This window comes from Oceaniglobus indicus, from assembly GCF_002751875.1.
Classification (GTDB): Bacteria; Pseudomonadota; Alphaproteobacteria; order Rhodobacterales; family Rhodobacteraceae; genus Oceaniglobus; species Oceaniglobus indicus.
In genome coordinates this window covers 199,653-223,333 of sequence record NZ_NMZM01000004.1, presented here as the reverse complement: position 1 = coordinate 223,333, position 23,681 = coordinate 199,653, and the positions used below count along the sequence as shown (strand labels likewise).

Sequence of the window (23,681 nt, the reverse complement as noted above, 5' to 3'; positions counted from 1 at the left end):
GTTATTCGGCGGCTGTCGAAAGACGCCCCTGCGCAACGGCGGCCAGCGCCTCGGACGTGAACACCCGCAGGCCCAGATCGGGGCGGTATCCGTGGATCTCGCTCACGTCGAGGGCGCGCATGAAGGCCAGGATCTCGTGGCTGATGACCTGCCCCGGCACGAGGATCGGAAAGCCGGGCGGATAAGGAATGATGAAGCTGGCCGAGACGATTTCGTGTCCCGCGTCCATCGCCGCCTTCAGCGACCCGTCGAGTTCCAGATAGTCGCAGTTGTTGTCGTCATAGGCCAGAAAGAACGCCGAGCGGATGTCGCCTTCGGGGGTCCTGTCGTCGGCGCGGAAGGAATCGTGAAACCGCGAGAAATCGGGCAGCGGTGGCAGATCCTCGCGCAGGTTCTTCACCCGCTTGTCGAACCCCTTGCGTTCCATCAGCGAGGCGTCGTCCAGCAGATCGTCAAGGCCGTTGGCGATCTCGACCAGCACTTCGATCAGATAGGCGACGGACGAGCGCGTGGTGCCGATGTTGGTCATGAACAACACCGTGTTGCGCGACGTCTTGTTGATCTGGATGCCGTATTTATCCATCAGGATCCGGGTCTTGAACGTATCGCCGTCCCATCCCGTGCCCCCCACGGCCAGCGTCACACGGGTCGGATCAAGGACGAATTCATCCTTCTGCCAGCTTTCCCACATGTCGGTCCAGCCCAGTTCACTGTCGTAATAGAACTGCACCCCGCTTTCGCGGTGGTTTTCGGGAATCATGTCACCCGCCGCCAGAACCTTGAAATACTTGTTCAAAAGCGGGTGGTCCGAAATCGCCCGGCGCATCGACATCGCCGCCTCGATCTGGCGCTGCACGAATTCGAACCCTTCCAGTTCGACCTGCCGTCGCCCCACATCCAGCGAGGCGATGATCTGATAGTTCGGCGAAGTCGACGTATGGGTCATGTAGGCTTCGCGGAACGACGCCTCGACCTCGCCCTTGAAGTCCTGGTCGTTGACGTGAATCATCGACCCTTGGCGCAGGGACGTCAGCGTTTTGTGTGTCGATTGCGTGGCATAGGCGCGCACGCGGGCGTCCGGCGACGGGATCAGCCGTGTGTTCAACAACGTTTCCGTGTCCGCGCCCTCAAGCTCGATCTGCTGCGCCTCGTAGGCGGCGACATGCTCGGGCGATTTCAGTCGCGGGCGCATCATGTTGGCGGCGTTCATGGCGGTGCGGCCGCGATAGGTCGGGTTGAAGCGCGCGAAGGCGAACCATGCCTCGTCCCACAGGAACACGAGGTCGGGCTTGATGGCCAGGCATTCCTCCATCACCCGTTCGACGTTATAGACCAGGCCATCGAAGGTGCAGTTCGTCAGCAACAGCATCCGCACGCGGTCAAGCTTGCCCTCGGCCTTCAGTTCCAGAAGCTGTTTCTTGATCTCGCGCAGCGGCACGGCGCCATACATCGAGTATTCGTTCAACGGATAGCTGTCGAGATAGCAGACCTGCGCCCCCGCCAGCACCATGCCGTAATGGTGCGACTTGTGGCAGTCGCGGTCGACCAGCACGATGTCGCCCGGCCGGATCAGCGCCTGCACCACGATCTTGTTGCAGGTGGACGTGCCGTTGGTGGCAAAGAATGTCTGTTTCGATCCGAACGCGCGCGAGGCAAGCTCCTGCGCCTCCTTGATCGGGCCGTGGGGTTCCAGAAGCGAATCCAGCCCGCCCGACGTGGCCGAGGTTTCGGCCAGAAAGATGTTGGGCCCGTAAAACGCACCCATGTCCTGAATCCAGTGGCTGCGCGTGATCGACTTGCCGCGCGAGATCGGCATCGCGTGAAAGACGCCGGTGGGCTGTTTGGAATATTCCACCAGCGCCGTGAAGAACGGCGTCTTGTTGCGGGCCTGAACGCCGCGCAGGATGTTCAGGTGCAGCTCCATGAAGTCTTCCTGATTGTAGAAGACCCGCCGGCAGATCCCCAGATCGAGCCCGGCAATTTCTTCAACCGACCGTTCGGTGACCAGGTAGGCGTCCAGTTCCGGGCGCACCTTGGCGATCATCCGGCACAGCTCGGGGCCATAGTTTTCGGGTTGCAGCGAATCGATGTATTCCGCGCCGCCCGCGCGCAGCAGGAAGCGGGCCAGAATGTCGTGATCCAGCTTGGATTTCAGGGCCAGGCCGGGGCGCACCACGATGGCCTGGATGTTGTGGTTGAACAGAACCGCCGTCAGCGCATCCTCGATGGACCGCACGACCACCGCTTCATAGACGAACGGATCTTCGGGGCGGCGCATGCGGGTGACGTTGGACTTGACCCACTTTTCCTGATGCTCGTTCACGTCATCGACGATCAGCACCTCGAAATAGGGCTTCAGCATCGCCCGCGCCTCGGGCGATTGCATCGCCTCGTCGTCCGCTTCGTCGGCGTCGCTCAGATCGCGGTCCAGCGGGATGTGACGGCGGCGATAGGCGCCGGTCGTCAGCGCGCGGGTCACCCGCTGGGTCGCGAAGGCCAGATCGCCAAGGCTGCCGTGTTCGAACTGGCGGCGCATGTGATCGAAGGCCGACATGCCGGGAAACGCCCAATAGGGTTCGATCACCGCAAGGCTGCGGAACAGCTCCTCGACCCGCCCGCGCAGCTTCTTGACGTCACGCGCGGACGGATCGCGGGACAGGGCGCCGGTGGCATCCCTCAGCGCGCTCCACCGGTCTGATCGCAGCTGGATCGCCGAATAGTAGTCGTTGACGGAATGCATCCTGTTTCTCCCTGTTGAACCTTGGCGGTTGCCTTACTTGCCGGGGCCCTTGCCTACGATGGTGCCGCCCGGAAATCCGGGCGCCACAGTGCCGATGGGCGCCGGCGACGTGGCTTCGCCGGGGCTTCCGACGACGGTGCCACCCGCGAAACCGGGCGCGACGGTGCCGGTTCCGGCCCCCGCAATCGTGTCGGCGGGCACATCGACGTGCAGGCCGGCGCGCGTTCCCTGGTGTGGTATCGCCAGCGGGCCCAGCGTGTGCAGATAGGCGTCGGTGCCGCTGGTGCGATCATAGACCGAGAAATCGGTCGATCGGTCGCGGAACGACTTCAGAACCTGCCCCAGGCCCTTCATGCCGGTTTCGCGCTGGCGGCGCACCATCGACAGATCGACCTCGATCGGGAACATGTCCTCCTGCCCTGCCGACTGGTGCAGGATCGTGCTGGCCGGATCGACCACGATGGACTTGCCGACGCCGCCCGCACCAAGACCGTTCACGGCAAAGACATAGCACTGGAACTGCGCCGCGGTGGCGCGCGCGATGGACAATTCGGCGTCGCGGTCGGTGGTGCCGGTAAGAACCGGGTTCAGCAGAACTTCGGCGCCCATCGAGGTCAGCATCCGCGTGGTTTCGGGGAACCAGATATCATAGCAGATCGACAGACCGAACCGACCCACATCGGGCACGTCGAAGACGCAGAATTCGGTGCCTGCGGCAATCCCGGCCTCGTAGGGGCGGAACGGGAACATCTTGGCATACCGACGGATGATCTCGCCCTCGGGGTTGATGACCACCGAGGTGTTGAAGATCTGGCCATCGGGCGCGGTCATGAACATCGATCCGGGGATCAGCCAGACGCGATGCTTGCGGGCGGCGGCACAGAACCGGTCCAGCGTTTCGTTCTCGGGCAGCTGCGAAAACTTGTCGAGCGGGCCAAACGGCGCAAGCTCGGAAAACAGGACCATCTGGGTCCAGGGAAAGCGCGCCATCAGGATGTCCAGACGCTGGATCATGCCGTCGACGTTGGGATGCAGGGCGTGGACGTGCATTTGCACGCCGGCGATCGCAAAGGGGGTCATTGTGTTTCGTCCTGAGCTGCGGCGGACCGATGGATCCGCCGCCAATATGGGGTTGCGCGCCGAGGGCAGCAGCCGGAACCTGACATTCCGGCCCGGCCCCTATGCGGCGCGTGCATCGGGCCGACGCGCGGCGTTGGCGGCGCGTCCGCGTTGCAGGAACACCACAAGCGCCAGAAGCGCAAGGGCCGGGATGAACATCAGGTACTTCGACGGCTGCGCTGTTGGCTTCAGCACGCGCACCACTTCCTGGTCCCAATCGAACCCGGCACCGGCCGCCGGGCTGCCATAGGTGACGTCGTCGATGATCATCTTGTCGCCATCCTCGCGGAAGGTCAGGCCCGCATTTTCCAGCTTTTCCTCACCCGTGGCGCCGGGACCGATGGGCAGGATCGCGACGAACTCCAGCGGATCGCCGAAGTCGCCGACACCCAGCACCCGGATGCGAAGCTCGCTCCCCGCGGGGGTCGCATCGGCGGCGGCCGCGATCTCGGACGGGTCGGCCTCGACGTAGGGGGGCGAGACGTAATCCATCCAGAAACCGGGCCGGAACAAGGTGAAAGCGATCAAAAGCAGCGCGATCGATTCATAGATCCGGTTGCGGGTCAGGAACCATCCCTGGGTCGCCGCCGCGAACAGCAGCATCGCCACCGTCGCGACAATGAAGACAAAGACGCCCTGCACGATCGTCACGTCGATCAGCAACAACTCGGTGTTGAAGATGAACAGGAACGGCAACGCGGCGGTGCGCAGCGAATAGAAGAACGCCACCAGACCTGTCTTGATCGGATCGCCCCCCGACACCGCCGCCGCCGCGAAACTGGCAAGGCCGACGGGCGGTGTGACATCCGCCATGATGCCGAAGTAGAACACGAAAAGGTGAACCGCGATCAGCGGCACGATCAGTCCGTTCTGCTGGCCCAGCGTCACGATGACCGGCGCCAGCAGGGCCGACACGACGATGTAGTTCGCCGTCGTCGGCAGCCCCATTCCAAGGATCAGCGACAGGATCGCCGTCAGGAACAGGATCGCCAGGATGTTGCCACCCGACAGCACCTCGACCACATCGGCCAGCGAGGCGCCGACCCCGGTCTGCGACACGACACCGACGATGATGCCCGCCGTCGCCGTGGCGATGCCGATGCCGATCATGTTGCGCGCGCCGGTGACCAGACCGTCGATCAGATCCATGAACCCGGCACGGAAATCCGATGCCATATGGCTGGTGCCACGCATCAGTTCCGTCAGCGGACGCTGGGTCAGCAGGATGAAGATCATGAACGCCGACGCCCAGAAGGCCGACAGGCCGGGCGACAGGCGGTCCACCATCAGCGCCCAGACCAGCACCACCACCGGCAGGATGAAGTGCAGACCGGCACGCGCTGTCGGACCCGGCAGCGGCAGCGATGTCACCTCGGCGTTGGGGTCGTCCATCTTCAGCGGCGCCTCGCGGCTGGCGACATACAGCAGCGCGACATAGACGACCGTCAGGAAGACAAAGACGATATAGCCGGCAGTCTGCGGGAACGCCGGGCGAAGCCAGCCCATGCCGTAATAGACGCCAAACGACAGCGCACAGATCACCGCAATGGCAAAGGCGATGCCGATCAGCCGCTGGACGATGGGTTTCGGTGTATAGGCGCGCGGCAGACCCTGCATCCCGGCCTTCATCGCCTCGAGATGCACGATATAGACCAGCGCGATATAGCTGATGACAGCGGGCAGGAAGGCGTGTTTGACCACGTCGAAATACGGGATCCCGACATATTCGACCATTAGGAACGCGGCCGCTCCCATGACGGGCGGCATGATCTGGCCGTTGACCGATGACGCAACCTCGACCGCGCCGGCCTTCTCGGAACTGAAGCCGACCTTTTTCATCAGCGGAATGGTGAACGTGCCGGTGGTCACGACGTTGGCGATGGACGAGCCCGAGATCAGGCCGGTCATGGCCGACGCGACGACCGCCGCCTTGGCCGGGCCGCCGCGCATGTGACCCATCAGCGAAAACGCCACCTGGATGAAGTAATTGCCCGCCCCGGCCTTGTCCAGAAGCGAGCCGAACAGCACGAACAGGAACACGAACGACGTCGACACTCCCAGCGCGATACCGAACACGCCTTCGGTGGTGATCCACTGGTGGTTGACGATTTCGGACAGGGAATTGCCCTTGTGGGCGATGATGCCAGGCATCTGCGGGCCCAGAACGGTATAGATCAGGAACACCGAGGCGACGATCATCAGCGCCGGCCCCAGGGCACGGCGCGTTGCTTCAAGCAGGATCAGCAGGCCGAAGACGGCGGCGACGAAATCCTGCGTGATCGGTGCGCCGACCCGGTTGGCAATGTCACGATAGAAGATCAGCAGGTAAAGCGCGCACAACGCCCCGACCAGCGCCAGCGCCCATTCCCAGATCGGCACCCGGTTCTTGGGCGATCCAAGCAGGACGGTGGCAACGACGAACAGCGCGGGGATCGGGATCCACCAAGTCGCGGTGCCGTCCTTGGCGCTGATCATGAACAGCGCGGCCAGCAACAGCGGCGCCACGATGCCCAGGGCAACCTGGAATTTCGTCCTAGCCGCCGGAAACGCCATGATGCCGAGAAAGACCGCAAAGCCGAGATGGATCGAGCGGGCAAGGGTGTCGTTGAACAGACCGAACGGTGACGCGATGTAAAGCTGGAACAACGACCACGCCAGCGCGACCAGCGTCAGGAACAGACCGATCGGGCCGGCAACGGCCCGCCCACCCGTGTCTGACGATGCCACCAGTTCGTCGAGTTCGTTCGCGCTCAATCCGCCCCGATCGCCCGTCGCCCCGAGTTCGACGGCGGCCGCCTGTTGCTGGTCCTGGTCCCGCTTTTCCGTGTCCGACATACATTTTTCCCCGTTGGCGCGCCCCGTTTTTCCGGTGACGTCAGCTTATTTGGTCGTCGTCTTTTCGCGCTCCCGGGGGGCGGCGCGACACCGCCCCCCGAAAGTTCGGCGCCGATTACATCAGGCCGGCTTCCTTGTAGTACTTCTCGGCCCCGGCGTGGAGCGGAGCGGAGTTGCCGTCGGCGATCATGCCCTCTTTGGTCAGGGTCTCGAACGCCGGGTGCAGCTTCTTGAAGCGGTCGAAGTTGTCGAATACCGCCTTGACGACTTCATAGACGACATCCTCGGGCACATCGGCCGAGGTCACGAACGTCGCCTTCACGCCGAAGGTCTGGGTATCCTCGGGCGATCCGGGATACATGCCGCCGGGGATGGTCGCCTTGGCGTAATAGGGGTTGTCGGCGATCAGCTTGTCGATCGCTTCCCCGTCCACGGTCACCAGGTTCGATTCGACGGTCGAGGCCGCTTCCTGGATCGAACCGTTGGGATGGCCGACGGTATAGGTGATCGCGTCGACCTTGTTGTCGCCCAATGCGGCGGCCTGTTCGGCCGGCTTCAGCTCGGACGCCAGCGAAAAGTCGCCCTTGGTCCATCCCTTGGCTTCCAGCACGACGTCCATCGTCGCCGCCGAACCGGAGCCCGGGTTGCCCACGTTGACGCGCTTGCCCTTCATGTCGTCGAAGTTGGCGATGTTGGCGTCCTGGCGGGCCATGATCGTGAACGGTTCGCCATGGACGGAAAACACCGCGCGCAGCTTGTCGAACTTGTCACCCTCGTATTCCGAGGTGCCGTTGTAGGCGTGGTATTGCCAGTCGGACTGGGCCACGCCCATGTCCATGTCGCCCGCCTTGATCGCGTTGATGTTGGCGATCGATCCGCCGGTGGACGGCGCGGTGCACTTCAGGCCGGATTCGGCGCTGTTGCGGTTCACCAGGCGACAGATCGACTGTCCGACCACGAAATAGACGCCGGTCTGACCACCGGTTCCGATGGTGATGAAGCGTTCCTGGGCGACAGCGGCGGTTCCCGCAAGCATCGCACCAACCATCGCGGTATATCTGAGCGTTTTCATTGATTTCTCCCGTTTCGAAACGCACGCCCCCGGTCGAGCCAGAGGCGCATTATATCCCCGCGGCCAGAGCCGCAGGTTTTTGAACGTCGCGGCCGGACGTTGAACGCCGGCCCCGACCTACCCTTCACCTCAAGTGGTTTTCCGGCGCGCGTCAACAGCTTAGTGCGGCAACACGCCCCGGCATCGGGGGTGCCTTGCAGCCTAGCCGCGTCTATTATTCTGCACAAGCGTTCTGGACGCATCGGTCGAAAGGACATGATGTGTCACCTGCAGTGCGCCGTCCAATATCCCGTTTTTCAAGCAAAAAGGGCGCCGGAAATATCCGGCGCCCTGATGAATTGGATCGATCCGAGTGGCTTATTATTTCGCCAATTCCGCCATCGCGTCGGCCAATGCCGCCTCGAACATGGCCATGCCTTCCGCCACGATAGCGTCCGGCGCCGTGATCGGCACCATGATGCGGATCGCGTTGCCGTGCATGCCACAGCCCAGCAGAATCAGTCCGCGCTTCAGGGCGTGGGCGATGATCGCCTTGGCCAGTCCGGCGTCCGGTGTGGCGCTTTCGAAGTCGGTGACGAATTCGACCGCCAGCATCGCGCCGAGGCCACGGATGTCCCACATCCGGTTCGGACACAGGCGCGCGCCCATCTCGGAGAACTGCGCGCGCAGCCGCTCGCCCAGCAGAGTCGAGCGCTCCAGCAGGTTCTCTTCCTCGATCACGTCGATGGCCGCCAGGGCTGCGGCACAGGCGACGGGGTTGCCGCCATAGGTGCCGCCCAGACCGCCGGGGGCCATGGCGTCCATGATCTCGGCGCGGCCGATCACGCCGGCCAGGGGATAGCCGCCGGCCATGGATTTCGCCACGGTGATCAGATCGGGCACGACGCCGGAATGTTCGATGGCGAACCATTTGCCGGTGCGCGCGAAACCCGACTGGATTTCGTCCGCGATCAGCAGGATGCCGTGCTTGTCACAGATTTCGCGCAGCGCGATCAGCATCTCGGCCGGAACCGGCACATATCCACCCTCGCCCAGCACGGGTTCGATGATGATGGCGGCCACGCGGTCGGGCTGTGCGTCGGTCAGGAACAGGTTTTCCAGACCCTTCAGCGCATCGGCGACGGTGATGCCGTCGCGCACCGACGGGAACGGCGCGCGGAAGATGTCGGCCGGGAACGGCCCGACGTCCTTCTTGTAAGGCGACACCTTGCCGGTCATGCCCAGCGTCATCAGCGTGCGGCCGTGATAGGCGCCGGTGAAGGCGATGACACCCGGGCGCCCGGTGGCGGCGCGGGCGATCTTGACCGCGTTTTCGACGGCTTCGGCGCCGGTGGTGACCAACAGCGTCTTGCGCGCCACATCGCCGGGGGCCAGCGCGTTCAGCCGTTCGGCCAGCGCGACATAGCCTTCATACTGCACGACCTGGAACGAGGTGTGGGTGAAATGCGCTTCCTGCTCCATCGCGGCGGCGATGACGCGGGGATGCCGGTGACCGGTGTTCAGCACCGCGATGCCGCCGACGAAATCGATATAGCGGTTGCCCTCGACGTCCCAGACTTCGGCGTTTTCGGCATGGGCGGCGAACACGGGCGCGGCGGATGCGACACCGCGCGGCACGGCGGCCTCGCGACGCGACAACAGGTCCGAATTGCTCTGGGTGGCAAAGGGTTCGGACGTCACCAGCTCCATCTTCGGAGCGGTATGGGCCGCTGCCTTGGTGCGGGACTTGCGGGGTGTCTTTGCAGTGGCCATGAACGTATCCTCTCGTCCGAAAAAACCTGAGCTGTTGAAAATCCTCATTACGCTGTCGATTATAGTTGTCAAATCAAATTGCGTTACGAGGGCAGATTCCCGCGCATCTTGATATTGCAATCGTAAGCGGTCAAACCCCGCGGCACCGTCAAAAGGGATATGGCATGGACATCGGCAGCAGACTTCAGGCGGTGCGCAAGCGCCACGGGCTGTCGCAACGCGAACTGGCGGCGCGCGCCGGGCTGACCAACGGCACCATCTCGCTGATCGAGAAGAACCGGACATCGCCCTCGGTCGCGTCGCTGAAAAGCCTGCTGGACGCCATCCCGATGAGCATGTCCGAGTTCTTTTCGTCGTTCGAGGAGGAAGCGCGCAACCGCCGCGTCTTCTTTCGCGCCGACGAATTCACCGAACTGGCCCCCGCCGGCGCCAACGGTCTGTCGCTGCGCCAGCTGGGGGATGCGACGCGCCATTCGCTTCAGGTGCTGCACGAAACCTACCCCCCCGGCGCCGACACCGGCCCCAAGGCGATCTCGCACACCGGCGAGGAAGCCGGGGTGGTCGTGCGCGGCCAGATCGAGGTGACTGTGGACGGCCAGACAAGCGTCCTGAGCCCCGGCGACGGCTACCTCTTCGACAGCACCCTGCCCCACCGGTTCAGGAACACGTCCGACGCCGTGTGCGAAATCATCAGCGCCTGCACACCGCCGACGTTCTGACGCAGCGGGTGCCGTGCGAACGGGCCGTCTTGACCCCCGCCACCATCCGCTTACTCAGGAGGGGGCACAGGTATCGGAGAGATCATCATGGGCAATCTTCGCGACGCCGCCGCCGATACGGCCGACCCGCCCCGCCATTTCAACATCTTCATCGTGGCCCAGGAGGGGCGGCTTGCCCATGAGGCCGCGCTGTTCGCCGCATCGCTGCGCGAAAGCGATCCTGGATTTACCGGCAAACTGATCATCGGCGAACCCCAGCCCGGCCCGCTGTGGCCCGATGATCCGCGCATCCGCAACGCCGACCTGCGCGCCCTGCTGACGGATCATTTCGGGGCCGAGATCCGGCCGTTCGAATCGCACCATTTCGGCGCCGGCTATCCGAACGGCAACAAGATCGAAGGCCTGTCCTGCCTGCCCGCGGGCGAACCCTTCGTCTTTTTCGACAGCGATACGTTGATCACCGGGCCGCTGTCACGCCTGCCGTTCGATTTCAACCGCCCGTCCGCGTCCATGCGTCGCGAAGGAACATGGCCCCGGATCGAGCTTTACGGCCCCGGATATACCGAGATCTGGAAATCGCTTCATGATCGGTTCGGGCTGGATTTCGCGTCGTCCTTGGACCTGTCGCAGCCGGACGAATACTGGCAACGGTATCTGTATTTCAACGCCGGCTGGTTCTTCCATTCCGACCCGGCGGCGTTCGGCGCGCGGTTCCTCGATTATGCGCTGACGATCCGCGATGATCCGCCGCGCGAATTGGTCTGCCAGCAGATGTTTCCCTGGCTGGATCAGGTGGCGCTGCCGCTGGTGGTGCATTCCTTCGGAGGCGGGCGCCATACCCTGCCCCAAGGCACGCTGGATGGCAGCCATTCATGCCATTACCGGATGCTGCCACTGCTTTACGCGCGCGAAAGCGACGCGGTGGTGGACCTGGTCGAGCGTATCGCCGCGCCGAACCGGGTCAAGAAGGTGCTGAAGGACTGGAAGCCGCTGCGCAAGATGGTGCTGCACGGCCAGGGGCGCAAGGTGCGCGCGCTGTTCGATCAAGACGACCTGCCGCGCCGCGAACAGGCGATCCGCAATCGGATTCGCAAGAACGGGTTCTGGATGCGCTAGCAGCGCGCGCTTTCCGCCGCGCTGTCGGGCGTCGTTGATCACCTGCGCCCTTTGCACTAAAGCCACGACAAACAATGAAAGGGATGCGTTCTCATGTCCGACACCACCTATGGCTTCGACACCTTGCAGATCCACGCCGGATCGCGGCCCGACCCGGCCACCGGCGCGCGCCAGACGCCGATCTATCAGACTACGGCCTATGTGTTCCGCGATGCCGATCACGCCGCCGCGCTGTTCAACCTGCAAGAGGTCGGATACATCTATTCGCGCCTGACCAACCCCACGGTCGCGGTATTGCAGGAACGGATCGCAACCCTGGAAGGCGGCGTCGGCGCGGTGTGCTGTTCGTCGGGTCACGCGGCCCAGATCATGGCGCTGTTCCCGCTGATGTCGCCGGGCAAGAACATCATCGCCTCCACGCGCCTCTATGGCGGAACGGTCACGCAATTCACCCAGACGATCAAACGCTTCGGCTGGTCCGCGACCTTTGTCGACTTCGACGACACCGATGCCGTCAAGGCCGCCATCAACGATGACACCCGCGCCATCTTCGGCGAAGCGATCGCCAACCCCGGCGGCTATATCATGGACGTGCGCGCCATTGCCGACATCGCCGATGCCGCCGGTATCCCGCTGATCGTCGACAACACCACGGCCACGCCATACCTGTGCCGCCCGTTCGATCACGGCGCGTCGCTGGTCGTGCACTCCACCACCAAGTACCTGACCGGCAACGGCACCGTCACCGGCGGCTGCATCGTCGATTCGGGCAAATTCGACTGGTCGGCATCGGACAAGTTCCCGTCGCTCAGCCAGCCGGAACCCGCCTATCACGGCCTCAAGTTCCACGAGACGTTCGGCCCCCTGGCCTATACCTTCCACGGCATCGCCATCGGGCTGCGCGACCTCGGCATGACGATGAACCCGCAGGCGGCGCATTACACGCTGATGGGGATCGAAACCCTGAGCCTGCGCATGGAACGCCACGTCGAGAACGCGGTGAAGGTGGCCAAGTGGCTCGAGGACGATCCGCGCGTCGAATACGTCACCTATGCCGGGCTGGAAAGCTCGCCCTATTACGAGCGGACGAAAACCGTCTGCCCGCGCGGCGCCGGCGGCCTGTTCACCTTTGCGGTCAAGGGCGGCTATGACGCCTGCGTGAAACTGATCGAGGCGCTCGAGATCTTCTCGCACGTGGCGAACCTTGGCGATACCCGGTCGCTGGTGATCCATTCGGCCTCGACCACCCACCGCCAGCTGGACGAAGCCCAGCAGCGCGCGGCCGGTGCGGCCCCGGAACTCGTGCGCCTGTCCATCGGCACCGAGAACGTCGAAGACCTGATCGCCGATCTGGATCAGGCCCTGGCCAAGGCCACCGCCTGACACGGGCGGTCGTGTGGTGCGGGCATCCGATACAGCCCCGCGCCACACGATCGGGGCATATCGGCTTCCCTCCCTTCGCGGGCCACTGTAATGCACGGGCCAACGACCAGCTTTTGAGTTTCGGCCGCCATGCCCAGAGATGCACACCCCAACAGCGAGCCCGAGATTCTCGAGTTCCTTGCGCTGTCCGACGATGCGTTCTGCATCTGTCGGATGGTCGATGATGCGGACGGGTCTGCGCCGGACTTCGTGATCACCCGGCCCAATCCCGCTTTTGCCCGCATCACCGGCATCGGCGACGCCGAGGGTCGCACCGCGCTTGAGCTGTTTTCGGGGGTGGATCCCGCGTTCATCGCCAAATGCGCCGAAATCGTCCAGGCGCGCAAACCGCACCGCTTCTGTCATTTCCAACCGGCATTCAAACGCGATTTCGACGTGTTCGTCGCGCCCCTGTCGGCCCCCGGCCATTTCGCGCTGACCTTTCGCGACATCAGCCGCGCCCGGCGTCTTGCCGCGCGCCGGGACAACGATCTGAAACGGGCCCGCGCGATGCTGGTCGAGCTGAACCACCGCGTGATGAACAGTCTCAGCATGATTTCCGGGATCGTCGCCATGGAAGCGCGCAAGCGCAGCAATCCCGACGTCACCCGCCCGCTGGTGAAGGTCCGCGACCGGGTTCATGCGCTTGCCGTGCTCTACAAGACCCTGAACAGCGCCGACACGGTGGACCGGGTGCAGGCCGACACCTATCTCGGCGCGGTGCTGGACGGTCTGGCGCAATCGGTGACCGATGCCTCACGCGTGATCCTCCGGCCGCATCTGGATGCCATCCCCCTCAGCACGCGCACGGCGGTGCCGCTGGGCCTGATCGTCAACGAACTGGTGACGAATGCGCTGAAATACGCGTTCACCGACAAGGCACAGGGCCGGATCGATGTCAGCCTGACGCGCGATGGCGCCAAGCTGCGCCTGCAGGTTGCCGACGACGGTGGCGGCATGGGCCACGGCCTTATCCTGGGCAGCGGTGCGGGCAGCAAGCTGACCGAGGCGTTCGTCACGCAGATCGACGGTGAAAGCCGGCTGGAAAGCTCGTCCGACGGCACCACCGTCACCGTCTGGTTTCCCGATTACCTGGACGGCCACGATCCCGACGGGGGCGACGCCTGACGCATCGCCCCGCGTTTTCGATCACGGCTGCGGCGAAAGCGCGAAGACGATCCGCACACCGGCCTGCACGTCCAGCGTGCCCTCGGCCGCCGGCATCGACCGCATGACGGACGCTTCCATCATCGGCATCGGGCCACCGCCGGTCTGCGTCTCGTCCATCTCGATCACGCCACCTATCGTTTGCCCCGCCGCGTCCGCGAACAGCGCGGCCTTGTCCTGTGCATCCTGCACCGCGGCGCGGCGCGCGGCATTTTCGGCCTCGTCCGGGTCGGACAAGGCAAAGCGCAGCCCGCCGAAACTGTTGCCGCCGGCCTTGGCTGCAGCGTCGATCACGGCGCCGAGCCGGTCAAGATCACGCACCCGCACGTTCAGATCGGACGACGCGCGATACATCGTCGGCGCGCGCGGCGCATCCTCGTACCGCTCGCCATAGACCGGCGACAGCGACAGGCCGCTGGTCTGCAGATCGCCAGCCTCGATCCCGCTGTCGCGCAGCGCCGCCAGAATCTTCTCCATCGTGGCGCTGGCCGCGTCGAATGCGGCCGTTGCCGCAGAATCCTCAGTCTGCACGCCCAGCGTCAGGATGGCCATGTCCGGCACCACCGAAACGCTGCCCTCGCCCATCACCGTCAGGCGCCCGGCGTCCGGCGTTGCAGCAGCGTCCTGCGCGCGCGCCGCCGTGCCAAGCGGCAGCGCGCACATCGCGCAGACCGCCAGGGCCGCTTTCCATCCCGCTCGTCCTTGCTCCATCCTCATCGTGAACCCTTTCCTTGGGATTTTCGGTTTGTTAACATTGATACTCGATTAACGGACCGAAAGCTGTTTTGTATTTTTCGGCGGAAAGCTGCTACAGATCCGCCTGAACCGGGCCGGGGACTCCCGCGCGCGTCGACACATGGTAGACCGCTGATATGAAGCCGAATTTCTCACTCGATCTTTCCCCGTCCGGAATCAGACTGTTCGATCTGACCCAGGAGCCGCCCGTCCTGCTGGGCGAGGTTTCACTGTCCGATCCCGATTTCGATACCAATATCACCGACCTGCGCAACCGCGCGGCCGAATCCAGCGACCTGCCGATGACCACCCAGGTGGTCATCCCGAATTCCGAAATCCTGTTCACGACGCTGGATCATCCCGAGGTGTCCGCTGGCACCGGGAACGGCCAGCGCAAGGCGGCCCGTGAAGCCGCCGTGCGCGACGAGTTGGACGGGATGACGCCCTATCCGCTGGATGATCTCGTCTATATCTGGCGTCTGAAGAACCGCAAGGAACTGTCGGTAGCGGCCGTCGCGCGGGAAACGCTGGCCGAAGCCGAAGCCTTCGCGGTGGGCAAATCGTTCAATCCGGTGCGATTCCTTGCCGTGCCCGAGGCCGGCAAATTCGGCGGGCCGATCAACTTCGGACCAACGGCATTGCTGCGCAGCCGACAAGCGGCCGAGGCCAAGGCGGAAGCCGAAGCCGCCGCATTGGAAGCCGCCGCCGAAGAACTGCGTGCCCACGACCTGGCAAACGCAGCGGCCGACGCGGCAAAATCGGAAACGGCAAACCCAGAGGTGCCCGCCCGCGCGGACAAGCAGGCGGAACCGGCCAGCGCGCCCAAGGACAAGGCAGAAAGCAAGCCTGCACCGGCTGAGGCCAAGGCGCCGGTCGTTGAACCCGTCCGCGAATCAGGCGGCGAAGAGGCCGTGGAATCGGCCACCGGCAGCCGCACGAAGGCGTCGGACCGCGGTGATGACACCGCGGTGAAAGGCGACAAACCGCCGAAGCCCGCCCCGGCCGCGGATGCCGAACCACGGAAAAAGCCGCCGCCCCCCGTGCCCGCGACGGCCGAGGTCCCCGCGCAAGCCGGCACCCCCGATGCACCGGTCAAGACGGCGGACGCCCCGTCCGTTCCTGCCAAGCGCCCGCCATCGGCGCCGCCAGGACGCGCGCCGCTGAACGCCGATACCGCAGCGGCGATGGAATTCGACGAGATTCCCCCTGTTCCGCTGTCGTTTTCCTCACGGCGCAAACCGGCGGCTACGCCGGCACCCGGTGCCGAGGGCAGCGAAAGCCGCCTCAGCCGACTGGCGGCGCGGTTCGGGGCCGGCCCCGACGGCCCGCCGGACGTGCCGGGCGCCGATGTTCCGCCGCCACCACCGCGTCGCGCCCCCCTGCCCGACCTGCCCGGACGAGCGCCCAAGCCCGCCACCGACGCCCGCGCCGATGGTTCCGCTGCGCCCCTGCGTGGCACCGCCGGCGAAACCCCGAAGCCCGGCGCACGCCGCCCCCTTGCAGGCGGACAGCCCCGCGTCACACCCACCGGCACGCCGCCCGCCGCCGAGCGCGCGGCCGAAAGCCTCAAGGCAGCGCCGTCCACCGTTGCGCCCCGATCGCGCCTGAACGAAGCCGAGGCGATGACGGTTTTCGGCGCCCGCAGCCAGACCAGAACATCGCGCGCCATCCTGCCGGTTGTGATCGGTCTTGTGGTCGCGGTGATCCTTGCCGTTGGCGTCTGGACCGCGTTTTTCGTGTTGGGCGACCGCGACGTGGTTGGCGACGATGGCAGCGAAACCGCAGCCGAGGTCGCGCGGCTTGCCGATCCGGTCTCCTCTGCCTCGCAAGACCCGGCGCCCGAAACCGCCGAGTCCGCAACGCCCGAACCCGCCCTGCCCGAGCAGGCGGCGACCGAGGCACCGGCATCCCCGGAAACCGAGATCGCGGCGCTGCCGGGCAACGCCATGGATTCGGCCGAAACGCCCGGCGCAAGTTCCGCGCCGGAACCCGATGCCCGGGTCGATACCGCCGCCCCCCGTGCACCCAGCGCACCGCCGGCCGCGGAAATCCAGCCGACGACCGAAACCGATGCACCGGCCCCCCTGCCTGCGCGTCCGTCGCCCGACCCGCTGCAGCGCGCCTTGGCCGAAACGCCGATGGACGGCGATTCCGTCGTCTCGCGCTATGCCACCACCGGAATCTGGAACCGCGCCCCGGACAATCCCGAAGCGCCGACCATTGATCGCATCGACGAACTTTATGCCGCTTCGGTGGACGACAGCATCGCCAGCCGCGATGTCGCGCGTCTGCCCGATCCCGCCGCACCCGCGCTGCCCGCATCGCCAACGCCCCCGGCACCGCCTGGACGCACCTTCGATCTGGACGACCGCGGCCTGGTTCAGGCCACCCCGGACGGCGCGGTGTCGCCCGAGGGGATCGTCGTGACCCAAGGGCCGCCGCCCATCACGCCACCCGACAGACCGGCGCGCCCCGCCTCTCTTGCGCCGACGCCCGCAACCCAGCCGGATCTGCCGCGCATCCGACCGCGGGATCGGCCCGCCGACGCCGCACCCGTCAACGAGCAGACCACGCTCGACACCGATCGGATCGCGCCGCAAGTCGAATTGCCGGGCATCACACCCCGTCCGCGACCCGAGAGCATCGCCGCCGCCGCGCCCTCGCCCGGAGACGCCGCGGCCGAAGCCACGCGCGCCGCGAGCCTGCTGGTCGCACGGGCCGCCGTTCCGCCCCGCGCGGCACCGGCCGATCTGGTGATCGACACCCCCGTCTCGTCGGACGCTGTCCGCGAAGCACTGGAACAGGCGCTGGAGCCCACGGAACCGGTCAGCCCGTTCGCGGTCGCACAGTCCCGAACGCCGCGGCAACGCCCGGCCGGTCTGGCTGCCGCCGCGGCGAAACGGCTCGCCGCAGCGCCCGCGCCCCAAGTCGCCACGCCAGCGCCCCGGACCGCCACGACCACCCAGGTCGCCAGCGCGGCCGCCGTCACCACACCGCGCATCCCGAGCAAGGCATCGGTCACACAGCGCGCCACGATCAAGAAGGCGATCAACCTGGGCAAGGTCAACCTGATCGGCGTCTACGGCAGCACATCGAACCGTCGGGCCCTCGTTCGCCTGCCTTCGGGGAAATTCGTCAAGGTCAAGGTCGGAGACAGCGTCGATGGCGGTCGCGTGGCCGCGATCGGTCAAAGCAACCTCAGCTATACCAAGCGGGGGCGCAACGTGACATTGTCCATGCCCAACGGCTAACCGGCACTTGGGCGGGCGCGCCTAGTGGCGCGCCCCCTTGGTCGGCAATGCGCACCGCGAACGCCACTCCTAGTGCCGGGCGCATGACTCCCGCTTCTTTGTTGATCTTCCGGCGGCACCCGGCGATTGTCTGACACCGCCCCCAAGAGACACCCTTATGGAATCCTTCCTCTATCAGGCTTCGATCTATCTGGCCGCCGCGGTTCTCGCGGTGCCGATCGCCGCACGTCTGGGGCTGGGATCGGTCCTCGGCTATCTCGCGGCGGGCATCATAATCGGCCCCGTGGTGCACCTGGTCGGCGCCGAGGCCACCGAATGGCAGCATTTCGCCGAATTCGGCGTCGTCATGATGCTGTTCGTGATCGGCCTCGAGCTTGAGCCGCGCGCGCTCTGGGCCATGCGCCATCGATTGATCGGTCTGGGCGGCCTTCAGGTGCTGTTGACCATGGGCCTGATCAGCGGGGCGGCCATCGCCCTGTCGATCCCGGTCAACCAGGCCGTCGCGATCGGCATGATCTTCGCGCTGTCCTCCACCGCCATCGTGCTGCAAACCCTGTCGGAAAAGGGGTTGATCCAGACGTCAGGGGGGCGTTCGATGTTTTCGGTCCTGCTGACCCAGGACGTGGCCGTCATCCCGATGCTGACCCTGCTTCCGCTGCTGGCGCTGCAAGGGGCGGCCGACGGCGTGGCTTCGGGGGGCCGGGGCGATGCGCCGGCACACCCGCCGGCTGTCCACGGCCAAACCCTCGATTCGGCCGCTGAAATCGTCGACGACGTCGGCGACGCCACACAGGTGATGACATCGGGCGAGCCGGCAAAAGCCGCCGAAGCGGCCGTCAGCCTGGTGCAAAGCCTGCCGGCCTGGGGGATCACGCTGGTCACCGTGGCGGCTGTCGGGCTGATCGTGATCTTCGGCGCCTTCGGCACCCGCCCGATCTTCCGCTTCGTGCACACCGCCCGCCTGCGCGAGCTTCACGTCGCGCTCGCATTGCTGATCGTGATCTCGATCGCGTTCCTGATGACCGTGGTCGGTCTCTCGCCTGCCCTCGGCACGTTTCTCGCCGGCGTCGTCCTGGCCAACTCCGAGTTCCGCCATCAGCTGGTCGCGGATATCGAGCCGTTCAAGGGCCTGTTGCTGGGGTTGTTCTTCATAACGGTGGGTGCGGGCGTCAACTTTACCGTGTTCTTCGCCGAACCCTTCGTGCTGCTGGGCCTGACCCTGGCCGTGATGGCGATCAAGGGCTGCGTGCTTTTCTTTCTTGCGCTCATCTTCCGGATCAGGGGGCGCGACCGCTGGCTTTTCACCCTCGGATTGGCGCAGGCCGGCGAATTCGGCTTCGTGCTGGTCTCGTTCTCGTTATCGACCAACGTCTTGCCGATGGAGCTGGCCCAGGAAATTCTGTTGGTGGTCGCCCTCTCGATGCTGCTGACACCCCTGTTCTTCATCGCCTACGAGGCGGTGTCCAAGCGCATCACCGACACCACCGACAACCCCGACCCGGACGAAATCGACGACCAGCAACCCATCATCATCGCCGGCGTCGGCCGCTTCGGCCAGGTGATCAACCGAATGATCCAGACCGCCGGGTTCAAGACCACGGTGCTGGATCACAACCTCACCACCATCCAGGTCATGCGCAAGTTCGGCTTCAAGGGCTTTTTCGGCGACCCGACCCGCCCCGAATTGCTCCACGCCGCGGGAATCGAAAACGCCCGCGTGCTGGTCGTCGCCATGGATGGCCGCCAGGCCGCGATCAACCTCGTCACCCATGCCCGGGCGGTCCGTCCCGACCTGCATATCGTCGCCCGCGCCTACGACCGCGTGCATGTCTATGAACTTTATGCCGCGGGCGCCAACGACATCGTGCGCGAGATGTTCGACAGCTCTCTGCGCGCGGGCCGCTATGTTCTCGAACACATGGGCATTCCCGACTATGAAGCTGTCGAAATGGAACACGAGTTCTTCAGGATGGATCGCCGGGCCATGCTGGAGCTGGCCGGCCTGTGGGAGCCGGGCAAGCCCGTCGAGGAAAACGAGGCCTATGTCGCCCGCGCGCGCGAGCTGAACAAGGATCTCGAAACCGCGCTCGTCCAACGCCTCCAGGAGCGGCGGGCCCGCACCGGCGACGATGATTGAGGCGCGCGGCCGTTGGCGCACGCTGTGGCTTCTTACTGACTGAAATACTCCCGCGCGGAGCGCACTGCGACGCTCACCACGCCATGCCGCAGGGGCGCATGATCACCCGTCCGCAACCCCGGCTTCGTCGAAGGTTGCCATGCCTGAATGACAGGCAAGCGCGCCCTTCAGCACACCGATTGCCAGCGCCGCCCCCGATGCCTCGCCCAGGCGCAGGCCAAGCGACAACAGCGGCAACTTGCCCAGTTTTTCAAGCAGCGCCCCATGGGCTCCTTCGGCCGACAGGTGTCCGGCAACGCAATGATCCAGCGCACCCGGCGCCATCAGCGCCAGCGGTGCAACGGCGGCCGTGCAGACGAACCCGTCCAGGATCACCGGGATCCGCCGGGCGCGCGCATGCATCACCGCGCCTGCGATGGCGGCCATCTCGCGCCCGCCGAACCGGCGCAGCGCCTCCAGCGGATCATCGCTCATCGGGCCGTGAAAGGCCAGTCCGGCATCGACCACGGCCCGCTTGCCGGCCAGCGCGGTATCGTCCACCCCGGTGCCGCGTCCGGTCCAGGCGGTCGCGCCGCCACCGAACAGGGCCGCGGATACGGCGGCGGCGGCTGTCGTGTTGCCGATGCCCATCTCGCCGACGACGATCAGATCCGCATCCGACGCCACCGCGTCCCATCCGGCCGACAGCGCGGCGTCGAATTCGACCGGGTCCATGGCGGGGGCCAGGGTGAAATCCGCGGTCGGCCGCTCCAGCGTCAGCGCGTGAATGTCGATGCGGGCGCCGAACGCGCGGGCCAGTTGATTGATTGCGGCGCCGCCGGTGCGGAAGTTCGCGACCATCTGCACCGTCACCTCGGGCGGAAACGCCGACACGCCGCGGGCGGCGACGCCGTGATTGCCGGCGAACACGATCACCTGGGGCCGCGCCAGCGTGGGGCGCGCGTCGCCCCGCCATCCGGCATACCATTGTGCGAGATCTTCGAGTCGGCCCAGGGCACCCGCGGGCTTCGTCAACCGGCTGTTGCGCGCTGCGGCGCCAGCGCGCGCCGTTTCGTCCGCGACGGACAAGTCGGCCAGGTGCGTGCGCAGGGCATCGCCGGTCAGGGAATGTTCGGTCATTGCATGTCGCCTCGTTCCGGTTCACCTGCCGGTCTGTTAGCGTTCGCCGTGTTGACATGACAGCCGGAAATCGTCCCATGCCCGACAAAACCGACCTGCCCCGCGCGGGTGACCTCCTGGCTGCGCTCGGCCTGCTGACCCGGCTTCCCCTGCCCGCCGCGGCACACGGTCATGGACAGCGTGGCGCGCGCGCGGCGTGGGCATGGCCTGTCGCCGGCGCGGTGGTGGGCACCCTGTCGGGCGCGATCGGCGCATTGGGGATGCAGGTCGGCATCTCGGCCACCTTTGCAGCCGGGCTGACCTTGGCCACCAGCGCGGCCATGACCGGGGCGCTTCACGAGGACGGGTTGGCCGATACGGTTGACGGGTTCTGGGGCGGCTCGACCCCGGAACGGCGTCTGGCGATCATGAAGGACAGCCAGATCGGCAGTTACGGCACCATCGCGCTGATCGTGTCATTCGGGTTGCGTTGGTCCGCCTTGGCGACGCTGTTCACGCTGGGCGCGGGGTGGGTCGCCGTGATTGCCGCCGGCGCGCTGTCCCGCGCGCCAATGGCCTTTGTCTCGCGCCACCTTGCGTCTGCCCGCCCCGGCGGGTTGTCGGTGTTGGTCGGCCGACCGTCGGCACGCGCGGCCCTTCTCGGCGCCTTGCTTGCCCTGACAGTCGCGCTGGTGTGCACGGGTGTCGCGGCTTTTGTGGCTCTTGCGGTCATTGCCCTGACCACCTGGGCGCTGGCCAAACTGGCCCGGCGCCGGATCGGCGGGCAGACCGGCGATGTTCTGGGCGCGGCCCAGCAACTGGCTGAAATCGGCGCGCTTGGCGTGTTCGCCGCCATGCTTGGTGGGTAACGACAAAAAAACGCCGCCCGGTGTGATCCGGACGGCAATGTCTTGCACTGTGATGTGGGAGCTTCAGGCCGCGGCGGCGCGGCTGATCAGGACGTCGCCGACCTGCTTCTGGGCCAGCGTTTCATCGCCGCCGCTGACGGCAGCCACTTCGCGGGTCAGACGCTCGAGCGCGGCTTCGTAAAGCTGACGCTCGGAATAGCTCTGTTCGCGCTGGTCGTCGCTGCGGTGCAGATCGCGCACCACTTCGGCGATGGCGATCAGGTCGCCCGAGTTGATCTTCTGTTCATATTCCTGCGCACGCCGCGACCACATGGCCTTCTTGACCTTGGCCTTGCCCTTCAGCGTCGTCATCGCCTGCGTCACGATATCGGGGGACGACAGCGAACGCATGCCCACTTCGGTTGCCTTGTGGGTCGGCACGCGCAACGTCATCTTGTCTTTCTCGAACGAAATCACGAACAGTTCCAGCGTCATGCCGGCGATATCCTGCTCTTCGATCGACACGATCTGGCCGACGCCGTGCGCCGGATAGACAACGTATTCGTTCGGGCGGAATTCCAGTTTCTTAGTCTTGCTCATTCGGACACTCTTTCCCATCTCGATCCCAGGTCGCAAAGCAGCCATCAACGGCGAGGGCGTCCACCCTCGACCGCAGATGGTCATTCCGATGTCAGGTCAAACCTTGTCGCGCAGCAGTGCGCGTCATCCCCAAATCGTATGCAGCAGCCTTCCATGTGCTTTGAACATAACACAAAAATCGCCATACGGGAAGATGCCGCAACTGCAGCGCCGAAACGTCATGAAAACATGACCGAATCCGGCAAACGGCGACGCTGCGCCGCAGCATGAAGTGCCGAATCGATTGCGCGGCTCAGCCGCCCTCGCCCGGCTTTTCCGAGAAATACTTGGCCATCTTGCCTTCCTCGCCATCGCGTTCCTCGGCCTCGGGCAGAGGATCCTTCTTGCTGATGATGACAGGCCAGGCTTCCGAGTATTTGCGATTGAACTCGACCCATTGATCCATGTCGGGTTCGGTGTCCGGACGGATCGCGTCGGCGGGGCATTCGGGTTCGCACACGCCACAGTCGATGCATTCGTCAGGATGGATCACCAGCATGTTTTCGCCTTCGTAAAAGCAATCCACCGGGCACACTTCGACGCAGTCGGTGTATTTGCAGGCAATGCAATTGTCGGTGACAATATAGGTCATTGGGCCGGTCCACTTCAGATTCGCCCTGACCTAGCCCAGCGATCCGGATCATTCAAGCGGCCCCTCGCGCATCCGCGCAACCTGTGCCGCCATGTCGCGCCGGGCCTTTCCCGTGGGTCGTCCGCCGCTTTCGCGGCGCACGACATCGGGGGTCACGATCTCGGTCGGGGTTCGGTCATGGTACAGAAGTTGCGCTTCGGGGGCCGGCCCCCGCCGTGTTCCGCAGTCGCAGACTTCCACCACGCGCACCACCTGCCCTTGTGGAAAGGTCAGAACGTCGCCCGGGCCGACGACGCGTGCAGGTTTTCCCGCACGCTCGCCGTTGATGCGCAGGTGCCCCGATGTCACCAGTTTGGCGGCGATCCCGCGCGTCTTGAAGAATCGCGCGAACCACAGCCACTTGTCGACCCGGATCGAGGACCGCTCGTCGCCGGTCACG

General features: G+C 65.4%; 17 protein-coding genes. 7 read left to right on the top strand and 10 right to left on the bottom strand.

Translation table 11 applies throughout. The annotated features are described in order from the left end of the window. Window position 1 precedes the first annotated feature (1 nt). The 5 genes from CFP68_RS08185 to gabT all read right to left on the bottom strand — a co-directional run bounded on the left by CFP68_RS08185 (window position 2) and on the right by gabT (window position 9,455). Complete coding sequence (locus CFP68_RS08185) at window positions 2-2,740, bottom strand: aminotransferase class I/II-fold pyridoxal phosphate-dependent enzyme (RefSeq protein WP_099826423.1); 2,739 nt, start codon at window positions 2,738-2,740, stop codon at window positions 2-4. Window positions 2,741-2,773: 33 nt separating this feature from the next. After that, the gene (locus tag CFP68_RS08180) at window positions 2,774-3,820 is read right to left on the bottom strand and encodes a carbon-nitrogen hydrolase family protein (RefSeq protein WP_099826422.1); all 1,047 of its coding nucleotides are present in this window, start codon (window positions 3,818-3,820) and stop codon (window positions 2,774-2,776) included. Between the two features lie 99 nt (window positions 3,821-3,919). Beyond that, window positions 3,920-6,694: a TRAP transporter permease gene (locus tag CFP68_RS08175; protein WP_099826421.1), complete on the bottom strand. Its 2,775-nt coding sequence runs from the start codon at window positions 6,692-6,694 to the stop codon at window positions 3,920-3,922. Window positions 6,695-6,809: 115 nt separating this feature from the next. Beyond that, window positions 6,810-7,766, bottom strand: a complete 957-nt coding sequence (locus tag CFP68_RS08170) for a TAXI family TRAP transporter solute-binding subunit (RefSeq protein WP_099826420.1) — start codon at window positions 7,764-7,766, stop codon at window positions 6,810-6,812. 360 nt (window positions 7,767-8,126) lie between these two features. After that, window positions 8,127-9,455: a 4-aminobutyrate--2-oxoglutarate transaminase gene (gabT, locus tag CFP68_RS08165; protein WP_169961462.1), complete on the bottom strand. Its 1,329-nt coding sequence runs from the start codon at window positions 9,453-9,455 to the stop codon at window positions 8,127-8,129. 227 nt (window positions 9,456-9,682) lie between these two features. Here gabT and CFP68_RS08160 point away from each other — a divergent pair, with 227 nt between their 5' ends. From CFP68_RS08160 to CFP68_RS08145, 4 genes are all read left to right on the top strand, one after another. Then, window positions 9,683-10,237, top strand: coding sequence for a cupin domain-containing protein (locus CFP68_RS08160; protein ID WP_099826418.1), 555 nt, complete (start codon window positions 9,683-9,685; stop codon window positions 10,235-10,237). An 87-nt stretch (window positions 10,238-10,324) separates the two neighbouring features. Continuing rightward, window positions 10,325-11,353 carry a hypothetical protein gene (locus CFP68_RS08155; protein ID WP_099826417.1) on the top strand — a complete coding sequence of 343 codons (1,029 nt, stop codon included), beginning with the start codon at window positions 10,325-10,327 and terminating at the stop codon, window positions 11,351-11,353. Window positions 11,354-11,446: 93 nt separating this feature from the next. Further along, window positions 11,447-12,736 (top strand): O-acetylhomoserine aminocarboxypropyltransferase/cysteine synthase family protein, encoded by a 1,290-nt coding sequence (locus CFP68_RS08150; protein WP_099826416.1) that lies wholly within the window; start codon window positions 11,447-11,449, stop codon window positions 12,734-12,736. A 129-nt stretch (window positions 12,737-12,865) separates the two neighbouring features. Beyond that, the gene (locus tag CFP68_RS08145) at window positions 12,866-13,903 is read left to right on the top strand and encodes a sensor histidine kinase (protein ID WP_099826415.1); all 1,038 of its coding nucleotides are present in this window, start codon (window positions 12,866-12,868) and stop codon (window positions 13,901-13,903) included. Window positions 13,904-13,924: 21 nt separating this feature from the next. Here the strand turns inward: CFP68_RS08145 and CFP68_RS08140 are convergent, their stop codons facing one another. Next, entirely contained in the window at window positions 13,925-14,653 is a 729-nt protein-coding gene (locus CFP68_RS08140; protein ID WP_206601898.1) for an SIMPL domain-containing protein, read from the bottom strand. A 161-nt stretch (window positions 14,654-14,814) separates the two neighbouring features. Here CFP68_RS08140 and CFP68_RS08135 point away from each other — a divergent pair, with 161 nt between their 5' ends. After that, window positions 14,815-17,928 (top strand): hypothetical protein, encoded by a 3,114-nt coding sequence (locus tag CFP68_RS08135; RefSeq protein WP_099826413.1) that lies wholly within the window; start codon window positions 14,815-14,817, stop codon window positions 17,926-17,928. A 157-nt stretch (window positions 17,929-18,085) separates the two neighbouring features. Further along, entirely contained in the window at window positions 18,086-20,065 is a 1,980-nt protein-coding gene (locus CFP68_RS08130; protein WP_099826412.1) for a cation:proton antiporter domain-containing protein, read from the top strand. Between the two features lie 102 nt (window positions 20,066-20,167). On the opposite strand, the gene cobT is transcribed toward CFP68_RS08130, so the two are convergent. After that, a complete protein-coding gene (gene cobT / locus CFP68_RS08125; protein ID WP_099826411.1) occupies window positions 20,168-21,184 on the bottom strand; it encodes a nicotinate-nucleotide--dimethylbenzimidazole phosphoribosyltransferase in 1,017 nt (338 codons plus the stop codon). Window positions 21,185-21,261: 77 nt separating this feature from the next. Between cobT and cobS the strand changes: the two genes are divergently transcribed. Next, window positions 21,262-22,032, top strand: a complete 771-nt coding sequence (gene cobS, locus CFP68_RS08120) for an adenosylcobinamide-GDP ribazoletransferase (RefSeq protein ID WP_099826410.1) — start codon at window positions 21,262-21,264, stop codon at window positions 22,030-22,032. Between the two features lie 63 nt (window positions 22,033-22,095). Here cobS and CFP68_RS08115 read toward each other — a convergent pair whose 3' ends face one another. The 3 genes from CFP68_RS08115 to CFP68_RS08105 form a co-directional block, all read right to left on the bottom strand. Further along, window positions 22,096-22,611 carry a CarD family transcriptional regulator gene (locus CFP68_RS08115; RefSeq protein WP_099826409.1) on the bottom strand — a complete coding sequence of 172 codons (516 nt, stop codon included), beginning with the start codon at window positions 22,609-22,611 and terminating at the stop codon, window positions 22,096-22,098. Window positions 22,612-22,903: 292 nt separating this feature from the next. Next, window positions 22,904-23,242, bottom strand: coding sequence for a ferredoxin FdxA (gene fdxA, locus CFP68_RS08110; RefSeq protein WP_099826408.1), 339 nt, complete (start codon window positions 23,240-23,242; stop codon window positions 22,904-22,906). A gap of 48 nt (window positions 23,243-23,290) precedes the next feature. Then, entirely contained in the window at window positions 23,291-23,680 is a 390-nt protein-coding gene (locus CFP68_RS08105) for an RNA-binding S4 domain-containing protein (protein ID WP_099826407.1), read from the bottom strand. Window position 23,681 lies beyond the last annotated feature (1 nt).

Excerpts from the sequence above, each read along its gene's own strand:
- CFP68_RS08155 (WP_099826417.1), top strand. The coding sequence starts at position 10,325 with ATGGGCAATCTTCGCGACGCCGCCGCCGATACGGCCGACCCGCCCCGC.
- CFP68_RS08135 (WP_099826413.1), top strand. The coding sequence starts at position 14,815 with ATGAAGCCGAATTTCTCACTCGATCTTTCCCCGTCCGGAATCAGACTG.
- CFP68_RS08170 (WP_099826420.1), bottom strand. The coding sequence starts at position 7,766 with ATGAAAACGCTCAGATATACCGCGATGGTTGGTGCGATGCTTGCGGGA.
- cobS (WP_099826410.1), top strand. The coding sequence starts at position 21,262 with ATGCCCGACAAAACCGACCTGCCCCGCGCGGGTGACCTCCTGGCTGCG.
- CFP68_RS08180 (WP_099826422.1), bottom strand. The coding sequence starts at position 3,820 with ATGACCCCCTTTGCGATCGCCGGCGTGCAAATGCACGTCCACGCCCTG.
- CFP68_RS08150 (WP_099826416.1), top strand. The coding sequence starts at position 11,447 with ATGTCCGACACCACCTATGGCTTCGACACCTTGCAGATCCACGCCGGA.
- CFP68_RS08130 (WP_099826412.1), top strand. The coding sequence starts at position 18,086 with ATGGAATCCTTCCTCTATCAGGCTTCGATCTATCTGGCCGCCGCGGTT.
- CFP68_RS08115 (WP_099826409.1), bottom strand. The coding sequence starts at position 22,611 with ATGAGCAAGACTAAGAAACTGGAATTCCGCCCGAACGAATACGTTGTC.
- fdxA (WP_099826408.1), bottom strand. The coding sequence starts at position 23,242 with ATGACCTATATTGTCACCGACAATTGCATTGCCTGCAAATACACCGAC.
- cobT (WP_099826411.1), bottom strand. The coding sequence starts at position 21,184 with ATGACCGAACATTCCCTGACCGGCGATGCCCTGCGCACGCACCTGGCC.
- CFP68_RS08160 (WP_099826418.1), top strand. The coding sequence starts at position 9,683 with ATGGACATCGGCAGCAGACTTCAGGCGGTGCGCAAGCGCCACGGGCTG.
- gabT (WP_169961462.1), bottom strand. The coding sequence starts at position 9,455 with ATGGAGCTGGTGACGTCCGAACCCTTTGCCACCCAGAGCAATTCGGAC.
- CFP68_RS08185 (WP_099826423.1), bottom strand. The coding sequence starts at position 2,740 with ATGCATTCCGTCAACGACTACTATTCGGCGATCCAGCTGCGATCAGAC.
- CFP68_RS08140 (WP_206601898.1), bottom strand. The coding sequence starts at position 14,653 with ATGGAGCAAGGACGAGCGGGATGGAAAGCGGCCCTGGCGGTCTGCGCG.
- CFP68_RS08145 (WP_099826415.1), top strand. The coding sequence starts at position 12,866 with ATGCCCAGAGATGCACACCCCAACAGCGAGCCCGAGATTCTCGAGTTC.
- CFP68_RS08175 (WP_099826421.1), bottom strand. The coding sequence starts at position 6,694 with ATGTCGGACACGGAAAAGCGGGACCAGGACCAGCAACAGGCGGCCGCC.